Raw genomic sequence first — 15,691 nt, 5'->3', positions numbered from 1 at the left:
CTACCGACCCCCACCGCCGGCCCGGTGTCGCCTCCTTGCCACCACGCCAGCGGTGACAACTCCCGTCACAATCAGCCCGGCCACCACGCCAGCAACTAAGAACACAAGCCCCGCTCCCCACAGCCCGGTGGAGTCCTCAAAGCCCGCCCACAAGCTCCAGGCCACGCTGACACCCACCGCCACCGCGGTCGCGGCGCTCAGCGCCCCCGACCATAGCCACCGAGCGCGCGTGACCAGCGTCGCGGTGATCGCCACGGCCACCGCAGAGGCCAAGGCCACCTGCCAGGGCGCCCAATCTCCATGCTCACCGAGCGGCCACGTCAGCAGGGCCCCAAAGACCGCGAGCCCGGCCACGCACCCGACTGCGACGAGAAGCCAGTTGCCCCACCCAAACGGCCTCCCGGTGGCCCCGGGGCGATCCATTCCGTAGTACACAGCGCTGGCAACGATCGCGAGCACGACCGCGGGCACGCCGATGACTATCGCGTCCACAGCAGCTATTCCGGTGAGCACCTCACCGACGGTCATATGTTCCAGTGATTCAAAAGTCATGGTTTAAGCTAACGCGGCGCGGCAGGACCCCGACAAGGGCAAAACGGTCACTGTATGGCAACAACACGGCAACAATCCGGCAACACCCTGGCAGCAGCAAGGCAGCATCGAAGCACCATTGAGCCGGCATCGAGGCCCCACCTGGGCACCGCGCGCACAGCTGCCAACCGTGCCGGATGGACCCCAGGTGGGGCCGCTGAGCGCAATGCGGCGGCGTTGGGCACAATGGAGCCCATGGATTCGTCCCATTCTTCCCCGCCGTCGGTCGAGGCGATGATCGACGCTGTCACCTCTACCTTTGTCGCCGCCCGCCGTGGAGACACCGACGCCCAGCTCGCCCAGGCACTCGTATTCAACGCCGGGCGGTTGGCGTGGCGGATGCGCTCCGCCGGGGTTGATACTGACTACAAGACCTCAGTATCTGATGTGGTCACCGATGCGGACCGCGCTGCCGAGCGCTTTGTTGCGGGCGCGCTCGCGGCCCTGCGCCCTGACGACGGCATCGTTGGGGAGGAGGGGGCCGCCGCGGCGTCGACAAGCGGAAGAACGTGGGTGATTGACCCCGTGGACGGTACCTACAACTTCACCCGCGGTTCGGATTATTGGTGCAGCGCGGTGGCGCTGGTGCGCGGGGACGCCGCGGATCCGGACGAGGTCATCGTCGGCGCCGTGCACCGGCCCGACATGGGCTACACCTGGTGCGGCGGGCCCGAACACCCCACCACCTGCGACGGCACCCCCGTTGCCGGCCCCTCGGCCGAACCCCTGGAGCGCAGCGCCGTAGCCACCTACCTGCACCCCACCAAGCTCGCCGAGGCTCCCACCCGCGACGCCTGGCTCGCGGTGGTCACCCAAGCGGCGACGCTGCGCATGCTCGGCGCCGCGTCCGTGGACCTGGCTGGCATTGCGGCAGGAACCCACGGGGCCTGGTTCCAACATTCCGTCGCCCCATGGGACTGGCTGCCCGGCCGGGCGCTTGTCGAAGCCGCCGGCGGAACCACCGCGACCGTCGAAGCCGGCGGGGTCACCTGGCGCATCGCCGGCGGCCACGCATGTGTGACCCGCATCGCCCAACTACTCAAGGAAGCTCAATGACCAGCGCAGACCTGCACCTTGCCCACGCCCTTGCCGACGCCGCGGATGCCCTCACCCTGCCCAGGTTTCAGGCCGCAGACCTGCGCGTAGACACCAAGCCGGACATGACGCCCGTCTCCGATGCCGACCTCGCCTGCGAGCGCACCCTGCGCGACCTGCTGGCCGCCCAGCGCCCCGATGACGCCATCCTCGGCGAGGAATTCGGCGGCACCCCCGCGACCTCCGGCCGGCAATGGATCATCGACCCCATCGACGGCACCAAAAACTATGTCCGCGGTGTGCCCGTGTGGGCCACCCTCATCTGCCTGCTTATCGACGCCGCCCCCGCCGTCGCCGTCATCTCCGCCCCGGCGCTCACCCGACGGTGGTGGGCACAGCGTGGGGAGGGCGCCTGGTCGCGCTTCAACACCAACGACCCGCGCCGACTTCACGTCTCCGAAGTCACCCGGCTCGATGACGCGTCCCTGTCCTTTTCCTCACTCAGCGGGTGGAAGGACAAGGGCCTGCGCGAATCCTTTGTGGCGCTCAGCGATCGCACGTGGCGGCTGCGCGGCTTCGGTGACTTCTGGAACTACTGCCTGGTCGCCGAAGGCGCAGTGGACATTGCCGCGGAACCAGAAGTCTCCCTCTGGGACCTCGCCGCCCCCAGCCTCCTGGTCACCGAAGCCGGCGGACGCTTCACCTCACTGACCGGATCGGACGGCCCCGGACACGGAAGTGCCCTGGCTACCAACGGCTCCCTTCACCAGCTGGCACTCGACGCCCTCCAGGCCCCACAGCCCTGACCTGGACAGTCCACTTTGGTATCCACCCGTCCGGGGGTCCCCCTTTTGACACTCTTGCGGTACGAAGGGTGAAAAGCATTGATAAGCAGGGCGGCCTGCTTTTAGACTGGCGCTCGTTCCACTCCCAACCAGAGAAAAAGGACAGTGCCATGTCGATCATCTCTCGTAAGAACATCGCCGCCATCGCGGCGTCCGCAGCCCTGGCCACCGCCGGCCTGACCGCCCCGGCCTTCGCCGACGAGGCTCCCGCCGCCGATTCCACCGCCACCGCTGAGGTGACCACCGAGGCTCCCGCCGAGACCGAAGCTCCGGCCGAGTCTGAGGCCCCCGCCGAGTCCGAGGCCCCGGCTGAGTCCGAGGCTCCCGCTGAGTCCGAGGCCCCCGCCCCGGCTGGCGAAGGCTCCTCCCACTCCGAGGGCTCCTCCTCCAAGGATGAGACCAACGCGGAGACCCCCTCCGAGGCTGGCGCCGCCACCACGACCGAGACCGAAGAGCAGGGCTCCTCCTCTGACAGCGAGGGCTCCTCCGCCTCCGATTTCCTCAGCGTCATCGGCCAGGCCATCCCGATCATCGCTAAGATCGTCGGCCTGTTCGCCTAAGACCCCCTATACTTCCCGCCGGGATTTCGTGCACCCGTCTTCCCGGCGGGATTTTTTCATGCCCGCCGAACTGGGCCTTCTGACGGGTGCACGCGTGCTCCGAGCCGCCCGGCCTTCGGGTTTCTGGGCGCTCCGCGACAGTTCTTGGTATCTCTCGGTAGCTCTCGGCGCTTCTCGACGCCCCTGGACGCGCCGCGAGCCGCCCTACTCGCCGCCTGCCAGCCCGCTTCCTCTGCCTCGCCGTTACCGCACGCGGCCAGCGCTGCCGCCTATGCGGCCACCCACTCGGCACAATCATCACTCCGTCTCCCCCAGCCTTCCGGCTCGCAAGAGCACGCGCGGTGCCTCCCTGTAGCCCGTGGCACCTGACACGACACGCAGCGCCGGCATCCAACCACTGGCTGGGGGCTAGCCCGTGCTGCGGGCTAGACAGAAGGGGTGCGCATGCGGTTTTTCTTTGCCCAAAAGCGTTTTTTGATGGGTGCTCCCGGCATGCCAACTGCGGAGGGCGCGGCACCCTCACAGCCAGACATAGGTGTGCTCTATCGCTGCACAAGGTTAAATTTCGCCCGGGCACCCGCGTGGAAAGTCAGTTTTTTACTAACGTCTCGGTTTAATTATATTTTTTGCAACTATGCGGTGGAATGCAGACACATCGGATGTCCCGACTGTTCCCCACGCCCCCCACACCACCCCCCACGCCACACCCCCTCTGAGCAGCAGCGACAGCCCCGGGGGTAGCTCGGGCAATGGGCGAATACAGCGTACGCACAGATCTATTTAGCTCCGGTATCCGCATAGTATACCCCGCTAGGGCGGGGTATATGCATGGAGAAAAGACCTTATCTCGGGCCGTAATTCGCCATTCTCGGACCCCGATTTACCACCTGGTAGGTGGATAATTGTTTTTATCATTTCCCCCGAATTGCAATTAGTTTTGAGCACCAAAAAAACCCGGCCGGGCAGGACGGCCGGGCTTTTTAGCCTATTTCTAAACGCCGAAGCGCTGCACCGCATAGGTTCCATTACCGGAATCGGAAACTCCGACTCCGAGAGTCTTATAGTCAGGGCTGAGGATGTTGTTCCTGTGCCCCTCAGACTTCATCCACATCTCCACCACGAGCTCGGGGGAGCCTTGCTTGGCAAACCAGAAGAGGTTCTCGCCGTAGCCACCGTGGGAGTGCGTGAAGTCCTGAGTGCGATCCATCTTCTTGGCCCAGTCATAGGCCCCGTCAGCGAGGTCCTGCTTGAACTCCAGGGGGGCGAGCCCGCGGCTCGTACGCTCCTTATTCGTCAGCTCAAAGATCTTCTGAGCCTTCTCTACCTCGACCTTGTTGCCCTTGTAGGAGGAAGCCTGGGAGACCGGCGCTGCGCCCGTCGCAGTGCCCTCTGTGGCGCCCGCAGCGGGCGCTGAGGAACCGAAGATGTCAGTGAGGAAGCTCAAATCGCTGGAGCCCTCCTGCGCCGTCGCACCTACCGGTGCTACCATAGGCGCCACGACCAGCAGCGCTGACGCCGCAGCAATCCGGACGGTTAGTGATTTTTTAGTCATTACCTTTCCTTTGCACTCGTTGGCTCGGTTGGTCTTGCGGGCGAACCGGTATGTGGCAACTCTGACTGCGAAATCTTGTTCCATGTGCCGGTTCGCTTTTGAGTATATCGACCAATGCAAGGCGCTTCCAGTGCCGTCCAATATCTAATTGGAGTTAGCGCCCAAATCCCCTACCGCCATGTGTCGGTAGCAGAACTTTAGCCTTTAAATCGTCATAAGGCTTAACTTATCGGTGGACACATCACAGTTAGCCCGGTAGTTATTTCCGTGAACACAATACGCTCATATTATTCACTGGATCCCACGTTAACGTATAAGAGTGCCCACATGGATACCCCCCATATTGGTGGTCCAAACAAATTTTTCTCATCTACGGCCTGTCCGAAGCTTCCCTTACACCAAGGGGGCTCGCGTCGGGGCCATAGTGAAACCTTTTGGCAGGAACTTTATCTATGAGATATGTCACACATGACTTAAAATCATGCGAGCGGCAGTATGGATCGTCGTTTTCGGACGCCTTCACCCAGACTCAGCGGTAGCGCATCTCCGATATACGTCCAGTAAAGCAGTCCCATCTCCCACCCCGGCCCTGCCAGCGCCACCCCCCACCGGTCTTGCTGTCGCAGTTGTGGCCACGTCCAACCCGCACGCCCCTCCTGGAGTACCGCTCGCCCGGCTACCCCACAGCCAACGCGTACAGCGGCAATCATGTTTACAACCCCGCTGACAGGAGGCTCCTAACGACAGGCCGCGCTCACCCTCCTGGCGTCCTTGTGCTCCGAACCTCGCGGTACCTCTGGTCAACGCCCAAGACGTGCAATCACCACCTTGTGTGCACCACGCCGCGCTCACAGCGATGATTGGCCAAGGCCGCGGTTGCGCTACTGGCCCGGGACGGACCACCATGCGGCAGTGTCCACCGACCCCTCCCACTCACGCGAGCTAGACCTTGCCGCCAAGGGAGCGCGAACGCTGTGCCCCCCTTTGGTTAGCCCCACCAGCACCGAACACCGCACACGTCATGCATGCAGGGTAGATATATGCAGGTCGGCGCCACGCACGTGGCTCGGCTGGGGCGCAAGAAGTCCCGGGGGCGGAATGTACACCCAGCACGGCATCAGAGAAATTGCTGTATTCGGTTCTACAGGAACGGAATGGAGGCTTTCTCTTCGCTGAATACATCACCTGGATTGTTAAATCCGGGCATCTCCTCAGTCACAGCCACTGCCCCATCCTCGCGGTACCGCCGAAGGGGCTAGGAGGTGGTACACGTTGCCAAGCCGCGCTCCAGCGCATCCTTCTCCGGCTGGGTGACCCACAGGTGGTAGCGGGCCTTGACCGTGATCTGCCGAGTGACGTATTCACACCAGTAGCGCCGGTTAGGCGGCATCCACGTGGCAGCATCCCCGGCGCGCTTTTTCTGATTCGTGGGACCGTCGGTGGCTTGCAGGTTGAGCGGATCGTTGGCCAGGTTGCGCCGGGTGGCGTCGTCAAGCTGCTGCGCCCCGGTTGCCCACGCATTGCCCAGGGCCACCACGTGGTCAATCTGAACCGCCCGTGAGGTCTTAGCACCGCGCTGAAACTCGATGCGAGTGCCGGTGTACGGATCATCCAAGATCCCCCGCAGCACCACGCACCCGTGCGTTCCGGGCTTGATCTCAGCGTGTCCGAGGTCCCGGCGCAGGATGTCGTTGCGAGTATCGCAGCCGTTGTGCCCAAAATCCACGGTCACGTCATCGGACCACGCCTGGCCGAATTGCTTCCTGTCGTATCCGGTCATGGGAGCGCGCCCTTTTACCGGAAGGGACTCCAGCAGCGCTGCGGCCTCCAGTTGGCCTGTGCCGGGTGCCGGCGGGCTGAGCAGCTGCGCGCCAGGGGTAGCGCAGGCGGAGATCAGCAGGCACAGGGCAAGCACGAGCGCCTGGGGCGCTCCCCATAACCAGGAACGCACTCCGGCCTCACGACGCCACTGTCCCCGGGTTCTCACCCCGACACACCCCCTGCTCCTCACGGTTTCCATCTGCTGCCTCGGCCGCCGCAAAGCGCGTGCGCGTTGACGGCGAAGAATCCTCAACGTACCACCGGGCTGGTCGCCGGCGATGCGCTTTTACCCGGCCCATGTGAGTCCCACAGGCTATTGCCACCCGCGGTCCGCTGTCCCACACCACAGCCCGGTTCGCCGGGTACAGTGCGCTGTGCGACGCCCCCTGTCCCGGCATGCAAGAAACCCTCGGGACGCTTTCGCGTTCCGAGGGTTCCAACTTAGTGGCGGGGGCAGGATTCGAACCTACAACTGCTGGGTTGTACCACAGGTGCATTCGCTGGCGTCTTTTCGTAAAGAAATGGCTTCATGACGTCATCCCGGCAACCCGGGGATGCGGTACCCCGGGGAACCGGGAATACGGGACACCGGCATGACGCCACACCGGCAATACGGCAAACCGGTCCCCCGGGGAACCGGGGTGACGCCACACCGGGGAACCGGCAATACGACAACAGCAAAGCCCGCTCCCCAACCCAGGGAGCGGGCTTTTTCTGTTACCATCATGCCGATTCCACCGCTCCACGGAGCATTGCCTCTATTGCGCTTGCCGAGATCTGCCAACGACCATTTGGAAGCTTGAGGCAGCCCGGAAGATCGCCCCGCTTCGCCCAAGCGATGACTGCCCGAGTGCTCGCTCCGGGGATGATCGCAGCAGCTTCACCGGGGGTATACCAGTCAGTACCGCTTAGTTGTAACAGATTCTACAATGTCATACCTATACTGTTAGCTCACCACCCGGGCGACGTCGAGTGTCACTAGTTGCATAATCTGACAATTGCGTCTAATCTCGCTACTATGACGACATCCAAACCATCACGCAGGCTCTCGCCTGAAGAGTGTGTCGCCATCAAAGTCAATCAGCTACTGCTTGTGCATGGAAGAACGAAGAAGGATCTCGCCGAAGCTCTCAACATGAGCGCGGTCAACCTTGGACGAAAAGTCCGAGGCAAGGTGAACTGGTCCCTGTCTGAGCTCTATACCACTGCCGACTTTTTTGGCGTTGATATCACTGATTTGCTCCCCCGCCGGATCGCCACTGCGGGCATGCAAGAAACCCCCGGGACGCTTTCGCGTTCCGAGGGTTCCAACTTAGTGGCGGGGGCAGGATTCGAACCTACGACCTCTGGGTTATGAGCCCAGCGAGCTACCGAGCTGCTCCACCCCGCGTCGGGCAAATCCCCTTTTAAGGGAACTCACCGCGCCTTTGCGGCGACAAGGAGATACTCTACACAGCACCGGCGGGGACGCCAAACTGCCTGTTCAGCGCCCCCTTCGGCGGGGCACAGCACCGCGTTTTACTGGTGCTGGCCCTGGGACTGCTGGTATTCGGCGACCGCCTTATCCAGGTTGTCCAGCGCGCGGCCGTAGTCCTCGAAGCTGCCGTTGCGGGCGGACTCCAGGCCGCGCAGCGCCTCGTTGATCTTTTCGATCGACTGGCCCTGCTGGCCCGTTCCGCTCGCCGGGGCGGAGGGGGTGGCGCTGGGCTTTGCCTCGTCCTTGGCTTTAGCGGGCTCCTTCTTTGCGGAGTCCTTTGCACCATCCTTGGCACCGGCGGCGTCGTCAACAACGGCGATGTCTTGTGCCGCCTTGGGGTTGATGCCCACCTGGGCGAGCGCCTCGGAGATCGTGGGCGCGTAACCGATGGTTCCCTTGTAGGAGACCAGGACGCGCAGCAGCTTGGGGAAGGCCGATTCTTGGTTCTTGCGCTGCGAATACAGCGGCTCGACGTAGAGGATTTCCCCGTTGCCCACGGGCAACGTCAGCAGGTTGCCGTTGTAGAGGTCGTTGGTGCCCTCCCACAGGCTACGGTCACGAGAGATCTGGTCCGAGGAGTCCATGATGTCCTGGACCTGCTGGGGACCCTGAGTCTGGGTGTCCGTGGGCAGGACGCGCACCGTGATGCGGCCGTAGGTGTCCGGGTCGGAGGACACGGACATGTGCGCAGAGAGGAACTGGCGCTGAAGGCCGCGGTAGGGGGTGATCGTCTGGAAGGACGGGGCCCCGGTCTTCGGGTCGGAGGCAACCACGTAGTAGGGCGGCTGCGCCAACTCATTGCGGCCCTCGCGCGCCGTCGGATCAGTAGGCACGGACCAGAAGGAGTCATTCTGGAAGAACACCTGCGGGTCATCGACGTGGTAGCGGGCAAGCAGCTCGCGCTGCACCTTGAAAAGGTCCTCCGGGTAGCGCAGGTGATTGCGCAGCTCGTCGCTAATCTCGCTGGAGGGCTTGACGCTATTGGGGAACACGCCCTCCCAGGCCTTGAGCACGGGGTCGGTGGAATCGAACTCGTAGAGTTCCACGGTGCCGTCATAGGCGTCGACGGTTGCCTTGACGGAGTTGCGGATGTAGCCGACGTCGTTATTGATCAGCCGCTGGGTGGTGCCCTGCGGGTTGAGGGCGTCCTCGGTGACGTCTTGCAGCGGGATGCGGGTGGAGTACGGCAGGGCGTCGAGGGTGGTGTATCCGTCGACGATCCACTTGACGCGCCCGTCGATGACGGCCGGGTAGGTCTTGGAGTCCGTGGTCAGCCACGGGGCGACCTTTTCCACGCGCTTGCGCGGGTCGCGGTTGTAGAGGATCTTGGATTCGCTGCCCACGCGGTCGGACAGGATGAGGCTGAGTTCTTGGTACTTAGCGGCGTAGATGGCCCGGTTGGCCCAGTTTCCTACGTCGACGCCACCCTTGCCTTCATAGGTGAAGCTGGAGGTGTCGGTGTCATATTCCACCGGCCCCTTGCCGGTGTCGCCGACGATGGCGTAGTCTGCGCCGTCGCGCGCGGAAGCGATGACGGGCCCGTAGTAGATGCGGGGTTCGTCAACCTTGATGCCAATTTTCTCGGCGGTGGCAGCATCCTTGGCCGCGGCGTTGGATTGCAGGTCAGAGACGGTGTAGACGGGGTAGCCGCCGCGGGTGGAGCCGACATCGCGCGCCACCTCGTCGACCTTGTTGGCCGGCGCGGCGATGAATCCGTTGCCGTGGGTGTACACGGTGTGGCGGTTGATCCAGTCGGACTGGTTTTCCTGCAGCGAGTTGGGGTTGAGCTCGCGGGCGGCGACCACGAAGTCCCGCATGGTGCCGTCGATTTGGTAGCGGTCGACGGCCAGCGTGCGGGGGAAGCCGTAGAAGTTACGCAGCTGTTGCTGCTGAGTGAAGGTGGGGCTGAGCACGTCGGGGTCGAGGAGCCGAATGTTGGAGATAGTGGCCTCGTCGGAGGCTACTTCCTCATCCTTGGCGCTGGCGGCACCCCAGTTGTCCAGGTAGGTCACCTTGTCATCAGTCAGGCCGTAGGCCTGGCGGGTGGATTCGATGTTTCGGGCGATGTACTCGGCTTCCTTGCCGGCCCGGTTGGGGGCGACGGAGAAGCGCTCCATCATCAGGGGCCAGGCTGCGCCCACGACGATGGCGGAAACAATCATCAGCACGGTGGCCAGCGCAGGAATGCGCAGGTCCTTGATCACGGTCGCAGAGAAGAACGCCACGGCGACGAGCACGGCGATGATCATGAGGATGATCTTTGCGGGAAGCTGCGCGTTGATGTCCGTGTAGCTGGCACCGGTGAAGGTCTGCTGGCGGTGGTTCATCAGGTCAAAGCGGTCGAGCCAGTAGCCCAGCACCTTGACTATCATCCACGCCCCGGCGGTGATCGCCAGCTGCACGCGGGCGGGGCGGGTGATGGTGCCTTTAATGCCGGCGGCCTTGTTGCCTACTTTGATTCCACCGAGCAGGTAGTAGCCCACCAAGGAGATAATGAAGGCGATGGCCAGCAGGAGAGACAGGGTGCTTTCGGCAAGCCGAAGGGCCGGCACGGTAAAGGCGTAGAACCCGAGGTCGTGGCCAAACTGCGGATCGGAGATGCCAAAGGGCTGGCGGTGGAACAGCATCATCACCGTGCGCCAGGAGCCCTGGCCAAGGAACCCGGCAAAGACGGCAACAAGGACCGGCACGACGGTCAGCAGGCCGCGCACGGAACGCTCGATGGCCTGGCGGTATTGGTGAACCGGCGAATTGAGGTCAAACCCGCCCAGCGATCGGGGCCTGTTCTTCCAGGTCAGATACCCGGCAAGCCAGGTCACCGCGCCGGCGATGAGGCCGAAGGCGATAAAGAGGATGACCCTAACGACGATGACCTTGCCAAAGACCCCGCGGAAGTCCACCTCCCCGAACCACAGCCAGTCGGTATAGATGCCGATGACCACCGGGGCGATAATCACCAACGCCGCGATGATTCCGATGGTCCAGGTCACTGCCCGCGAGGGTCGGCGCAGGGGCGCGTTGGTGGGACTAAATCCTGTGGCCAACGTGGGTCTCCTTGTTCTGTAGATAAATGCTGCCGGTAGTCTTCCACCATACGCACACTGTTATGTGGTCTGAACAATGACGACTAACGACGAAGGACTTTCATGCCCCACCAGCCCCTGACCCAACAAATGCTCAACAAGGCCATGCTTGAGGCCGTGGACTTTGTTCATGCCGAGGGCTGGGACGGCCCCCCAACCCTGTTTGGGCTGGTGCCGGCGGATGTGCTCGAGGAGCAGTGGGGGGCGTCGATAAGCGGAGAAGATGACTCCCCGCTGACGCTGGTGGTTCAGGATCTCCCGGGCCACCTGCGCCCCGGATCTGGTGAGCTGGCAGACTACCTGTCTCGCGTGACGTGGCCGCCGCAGGTCGTCGGCGCGGTGCTGGCACAAGAGATTGTCTTCCGCGATACCGCAACGAGCGACGCCGCGCCGCGCCCCGCCCGCCTATTTTCCGGTGTGCTCCATACCGGCGAGGAACTCACGCTGCTGCAGCTGCGCCCCTCCCCGGAGGACCTCGAACGCGCCGGACTGTTCGCAGAAGACCAGGTTGAACTGCGCGGAGGCCCCGGGGTGGCCCCGGACGTCATTGCCGCCCTGGCCTACGGTTTCGACTCCGAGCGGGGGGAAGGCGCGGTGAATTAGTATGAAGCGGTACCGCGTCGACTCTGCTTGGCCCCCACCGGGCGCACCCGAGTGCGGCGCCATCGAAGTTGGATTCTGGATTGTTTAAAAAAGGAAACCCTGTCAAGTGAGCCACGTCGACCTCGCCCTCGTGTCCCCCCAACCGCGCGCCACGCGGGTGCTCCTCACCGCATGCACACTCGCCCTCGCCGCCGGGCTGAGCGCGTGCGGGGGATCCGCGCCCGATCCGGAGCCCACGCAGGAATCCGGCGCCACCAACGCCGCTACCCCCGCGGACAGTACCTCCTCCCCGTCCGCCAGCGCGTCAGCGGACAAGGATCCGAAGGCCGCCAAGGAGTCCAAGGAGGCCCAGGCCATCGCCGAGGTGGCGCACACCTTCTCCGCGCTGGCCCCGGAGAGCTTTTTTACGCACTTTGACTCCTGCAACCCCTCTGGCCTGGAGGGATCGCCCGAGTGCACGGGCGCGGCGAGCGGGCAGTTCCAGTTCTTCAACGATCGCGCCAAGGCCGATTCGACCGTCGAGCTGCTCACGGGTCTGCAAAGCTCACACATCGTTTCCGACGACGGTTCGCGCATCGTCGGCTGGTCCACGCTGGGCTCCACCGCGGTGATCACGGTGGTTGATCGCAAGGCTGGGCAGCTCATGCAGCAGCCGGTGTCCTCCGGCAAAATCGATCCGATGACCCGGCTGATCGACTTGGGGCTTGTCGACGCCGCCGCGGCCACCCACAGCCCCACCGCTTCCGTCTCCCCCACCGCGAGCGCGCACCCCACACCGAGCGCCCGGTAGCCCCGGTAGCCGGTAGCCCCGTTGCCCCGGTGGCCCTGCGCACGGGCGCTCCGCGCAGCGGCCACCGCAACAGGAGCGGCCAGTTCTGCGGGTTTTAGCAGGTGGGGACCTGCTTGCCCTCCGCGTAGTCATGCAGGGAGCGCAACGCCGAGTCGAGGGTATCCACCTTGATCACGGTCATGGAATCATGCTTGCCGCCCAGCGCCGCCTGGCAGTTGGCCGCCGGGGACAAAAAGACCTCCGCGCCCGCCTCCTGGGCCGCGGTCACCTTATGCTCGATGCCGCCGATGGGCCCCACCGTGCCGTCCTCCGCGATGGTGCCCGTGCCCGCCACGAACTTGCCGCCGGTCACGGACCCCGGGCTGAGCTTGTCCACCACGGCCAGGGAGAAGATCAGTCCCGCCGAGGGGCCGCCGATATCGCTGAGGTTGTAATCCACAGCAATGCCGTCGGCGGATGCGGAGCTCATGAGGATCCCCAACAAGGGGGCAGTCTGGTCTTCGGGGTCGGAGCCCAGGGTGACCGTGACATCGCGCCGCGCACCGTCGCGCTCGATGGTCAGCGCAAGCTGCTCTCCGGGTTGATGGCGCGCCACCGCGTCGCGCACCTGTCCGGGCCGATCCACCGGGGTGGCGTCGACTGCCCGGATGACGTCTCCGGCTTTGAGGGTCCCTTCCGCAGCGGACTGCCCAAGGACGTCTGCAACCTCGACTTGGAGCGCCCGGTGGAGGTGGTTGAGGGCGGCCACCGTGGCGGAGGCCTCCGAGTTGGAAAAGGCGATGGTGTTGGCTTGCGTGACCTCCTCGGGGGACTTATCCGGTGGGAAGACCTGCTCGATGGGCACCAGGGTGTCATCGGTGAGCAGCCAGCGGCCCAGCGCCTGCGCCAGGGTCATGTGGGAGCGCACTGACACGGTGGTCATATTGAGGTGCCCGTCGGTCGGCTGGGCCTGCGCGCCGGTGATCTCTACGACCTGCTTGCCATCAACCGCGCCGAGCGTATCGATGGTGGGGCCGGGCCCCTGGGCGGCATAGGGAACGGTCAGATCAATGCTGGTACCGGGAACATGATCCAGGCTCACCAGCACCGTCAGCGCGAGCAGGGGCAGCGCTCCCCAGGTCAGTGTGGTTAGGCGGCGGCTTTGATGGGACACAATCGGACAGCGTACCCGGCGTGTTCGCTGTCAGCGTAGCTCGCACTATGGCTCCCGGGTCGGTCGCGCCGGTAGGTTGGTGACATGAGCACAGGCGGATTTGGCTTCCATTTTGGCAACTTTGGCGATGACAACAATGACGATCGTTCCGGCGACTCCGGCAAGCCCGGCGACTCCGGGTCCAATAATGACGGCAACCGGGGCGGATCGAATCCTTTCGAGGCCTTCGGCTTCGGCGGCGCCGGCGGTGGCCTAGGCGATATTCTTAGCCAATTTGGGCAGATGCTGAGCGGCATGGGTTCCTCCATGAACTCCCCGGACGGGGCGGGGCCGGTGAACTTTGATATGGCTGAGCGCATTGCTCGCCAGCGTTTAGACGCCCAGCACCGGGCCGGCAGCGTCAAGGATTCTGACACCGCCGCGGTGGCGGAGGCCGTACGCCTGGCAGACCTGTGGCTCAGTGAGGCCACGGAACTCCCCGCCGGGGAGGGCACCCCCGTGGCCTGGTCCGCGGAGGATTGGCTGAATAAGACCATGCCCATGTGGAAGCGCCTGGTCACCCCGGTCGCCGAGCACATGGGCCAGGCCCAGCTGGATTCGCTTCCGGAGGAGGCCCGCTCGATGATGGGCCCCATGGCCGCGATGATGAAGCAGATGTCCGGCATGAACTTTGGTATGCAGCTGGGCCACGCGCTCGGCGACTTGGCCACCCAGGCGTTGACTGGGTCGGACTTTGGCATTCCGGTCGCCCCCACCGGCACCACCGCGCTGCTCACCGGCAATATTCAAACCCTCGCGCGCGATCTGGGCATCGCCTCTCAGGAGGTGCTGGTCTACATCGCCGCACGCGAGGCTGCCCGCCAGCGGCTCTTCCGCCACGTGCCTTGGCTGGTGGAGCGCCTGGTTTCCTCCGTGGAGGAGTACGCGCAGGGGCTGGTCATTGACACCTCGCACATTGAGGAGGCCGCCCGCGGGCTCAACCTGGAGTCCGGCGATCCGAGTGCCATCCAGGAGGCGATGAGCCAGCTGCAGGGCATGGACCTGTCCCCGCGGATCACCTCCCGCAACGCCGCGGCAGTTACCCGCCTGGAGACGCTGCTGGCGCTTATCGAGGGCTGGGTTGAGCACGTGGTCACCGCGGCCATGGGCGAGAGGATCCCGTCGACCGCCGCCATGAATGAGGCGTGGCGTCGGCGCCGCGCTACCGGCGGCTCCGCCGAGCAGGCCTTCTCCCGGGTGGTGGGCATCGAATTTGCCGCCCCCAAGGTCGCGGAAGCCATGGAATTGTGGGCCCGCGCCGACACCGCCGTGGGCCCCCAGCGCCGCGATGCGGTGTGGGATCACCCGGACTTCCTCCCCGTCGCGGAGGACCTGGACAACTCTGCCGAGTTCATTGACGGGCTCATCGATGATGGCGGCATGGCTGATTTCGATCCCATCAGCGAGATCGAGGCGTTGGAGAAGCGGCTGGCCACCGAAGAAGGCAGCACAGACGCCGCCACAGAGGGCACCGAGAAGGAGACGGAAACCCCGGATTCTGATTCGGATTCGGATGACGGGCAGGACCAACAGCCCCGCTCGGACTCCTAGCTGCCTGCCGCCCCAGGGCCTTTAGCGGGAGCCAGTCCCCCAGCGCTGGTAGGCCTCCAGGTACCCGCGGGCGCGCTCGGCCTGCGGGGCCCGATTAGCCCAGCTCCAAAACTCGGCGGTGTGCCCACCGGGGATGAAGGTGTGCACGAGCTCATGGATGAGCACCGCGTCAAGGACGTAGCCGGGCACCTCACGCAGCCGATCGCTGATGCGAATCGCCCCCGTGGCCGTGGTGCAGGACCCCCAGCGGGTGGCCTGGCGCGCAGACCAGCTCACCGATCCGGCGCGGGCGCGCCCCTCCAGGTAGTCGGCGTTGAGCGCCGCGGCGCGGGAGGCCAGCTCCGCGTCCCCGACGCTCGCCGCGCTGCGTGCCCGGAGTCGGGCCACCATGTCGGCGACCACATCGCGCTCTTCTTGCGCGCTCATGCGGGCGGGGATGCGCACGACGATCTTCCCGGAGACCCAGCGGGCCTGCACCGTCCGCGTTCGCCGCGCAGAACGAATGACGGTGACTTCGGGTGTATCGCCGCCGTCGGGAACCGCAGCGGCGCGGGAGCGGTCGGACATAGCATGAGATATTACTGTTCTCGC

The 15,691-nt window shown here is 64.6% G+C and carries 14 protein-coding genes and 1 tRNA gene; 7 read left to right on the top strand and 8 right to left on the bottom strand.

Annotated elements, in window-relative coordinates; all coding sequences use genetic code 11:
* On the bottom strand, window positions 1-552 hold the full coding sequence (locus LH390_RS03000) for a hypothetical protein (RefSeq protein ID WP_227280653.1): 552 nt from the start codon (window positions 550-552) through the stop codon (window positions 1-3).
* A 225-nt stretch (window positions 553-777) separates the two neighbouring features.
* Between LH390_RS03000 and LH390_RS02995 the strand changes: the two genes are divergently transcribed.
* The 3 genes from LH390_RS02995 (at window position 778) to LH390_RS02985 (ending at window position 3,031) form a co-directional block, all read left to right on the top strand.
* Window positions 778-1,647 carry an inositol monophosphatase family protein gene (locus tag LH390_RS02995; protein ID WP_227282644.1) on the top strand — a complete coding sequence of 290 codons (870 nt, stop codon included), beginning with the start codon at window positions 778-780 and terminating at the stop codon, window positions 1,645-1,647.
* A complete protein-coding gene (gene hisN, locus LH390_RS02990; RefSeq protein WP_227280654.1) occupies window positions 1,644-2,432 on the top strand; it encodes a histidinol-phosphatase in 789 nt (262 codons plus the stop codon). The genes LH390_RS02995 and hisN overlap by 4 nt, the downstream gene beginning before the upstream one ends.
* A 149-nt stretch (window positions 2,433-2,581) precedes the next feature.
* Window positions 2,582-3,031 carry a hypothetical protein gene (locus LH390_RS02985; RefSeq protein WP_227280655.1) on the top strand — a complete coding sequence of 150 codons (450 nt, stop codon included), beginning with the start codon at window positions 2,582-2,584 and terminating at the stop codon, window positions 3,029-3,031.
* Between the two features lie 991 nt (window positions 3,032-4,022).
* On the opposite strand, the gene LH390_RS02980 is transcribed toward LH390_RS02985, so the two are convergent.
* The 3 genes from LH390_RS02980 to LH390_RS11660 all read right to left on the bottom strand — a co-directional run bounded on the left by LH390_RS02980 (window position 4,023) and on the right by LH390_RS11660 (window position 7,325).
* Window positions 4,023-4,583 (bottom strand): CAP domain-containing protein, encoded by a 561-nt coding sequence (locus tag LH390_RS02980; protein WP_227280656.1) that lies wholly within the window; start codon window positions 4,581-4,583, stop codon window positions 4,023-4,025.
* Between the two features lie 1,255 nt (window positions 4,584-5,838).
* Entirely contained in the window at window positions 5,839-6,570 is a 732-nt protein-coding gene (locus tag LH390_RS02975; RefSeq protein ID WP_227280657.1) for an HNH endonuclease family protein, read from the bottom strand.
* 557 nt (window positions 6,571-7,127) lie between these two features.
* A complete protein-coding gene (locus LH390_RS11660; protein ID WP_227282645.1) occupies window positions 7,128-7,325 on the bottom strand; it encodes a helix-turn-helix domain-containing protein in 198 nt (65 codons plus the stop codon).
* 97 nt (window positions 7,326-7,422) lie between these two features.
* Here LH390_RS11660 and LH390_RS11655 point away from each other — a divergent pair, with 97 nt between their 5' ends.
* Entirely contained in the window at window positions 7,423-7,761 is a 339-nt protein-coding gene (locus tag LH390_RS11655; RefSeq protein WP_227282646.1) for a helix-turn-helix domain-containing protein, read from the top strand.
* Here the strand turns inward: LH390_RS11655 and LH390_RS02960 are convergent.
* Together LH390_RS02960 and LH390_RS02955 are read right to left on the bottom strand one after the other, a co-directional pair.
* Window positions 7,721-7,794 (bottom strand) — tRNA-Met (locus LH390_RS02960). The genes LH390_RS11655 and LH390_RS02960 overlap by 41 nt on opposite strands.
* 128 nt (window positions 7,795-7,922) lie before the next feature.
* Window positions 7,923-10,925: a UPF0182 family protein gene (locus LH390_RS02955; protein WP_227280658.1), complete on the bottom strand. Its 3,003-nt coding sequence runs from the start codon at window positions 10,923-10,925 to the stop codon at window positions 7,923-7,925.
* Between the two features lie 102 nt (window positions 10,926-11,027).
* On the opposite strand from LH390_RS02955, the gene LH390_RS02950 reads away from it, so the two are divergent.
* Both LH390_RS02950 and LH390_RS02945 read left to right on the top strand, forming a co-directional pair.
* Window positions 11,028-11,567 carry a PPA1309 family protein gene (locus LH390_RS02950; protein WP_227280659.1) on the top strand — a complete coding sequence of 180 codons (540 nt, stop codon included), beginning with the start codon at window positions 11,028-11,030 and terminating at the stop codon, window positions 11,565-11,567.
* A gap of 106 nt (window positions 11,568-11,673) precedes the next feature.
* Window positions 11,674-12,357 carry a hypothetical protein gene (locus tag LH390_RS02945; RefSeq protein ID WP_227280660.1) on the top strand — a complete coding sequence of 228 codons (684 nt, stop codon included), beginning with the start codon at window positions 11,674-11,676 and terminating at the stop codon, window positions 12,355-12,357.
* 94 nt (window positions 12,358-12,451) lie between these two features.
* On the opposite strand, the gene LH390_RS02940 is transcribed toward LH390_RS02945, so the two are convergent.
* Window positions 12,452-13,513 carry a YlbL family protein gene (locus LH390_RS02940; protein ID WP_428845006.1) on the bottom strand — a complete coding sequence of 354 codons (1,062 nt, stop codon included), beginning with the start codon at window positions 13,511-13,513 and terminating at the stop codon, window positions 12,452-12,454.
* Between the two features lie 81 nt (window positions 13,514-13,594).
* Between LH390_RS02940 and LH390_RS02935 the strand changes: the two genes are divergently transcribed.
* Window positions 13,595-15,100: a zinc-dependent metalloprotease gene (locus LH390_RS02935; protein ID WP_227280662.1), complete on the top strand. Its 1,506-nt coding sequence runs from the start codon at window positions 13,595-13,597 to the stop codon at window positions 15,098-15,100.
* Between the two features lie 21 nt (window positions 15,101-15,121).
* Here the strand turns inward: LH390_RS02935 and LH390_RS02930 are convergent, their stop codons facing one another.
* On the bottom strand, window positions 15,122-15,667 hold the full coding sequence (locus tag LH390_RS02930; RefSeq protein WP_227280663.1) for a M48 family metallopeptidase: 546 nt from the start codon (window positions 15,665-15,667) through the stop codon (window positions 15,122-15,124).
* Window positions 15,668-15,691: the final 24 nt, after the last annotated feature.

It is taken from the genome of Corynebacterium uberis (genome assembly GCF_020616335.1).
GTDB classification, from domain to species: Bacteria; Actinomycetota; Actinomycetes; order Mycobacteriales; family Mycobacteriaceae; genus Corynebacterium; species Corynebacterium uberis.
This window is presented reverse-complemented; position numbering and strand designations above follow the sequence as displayed.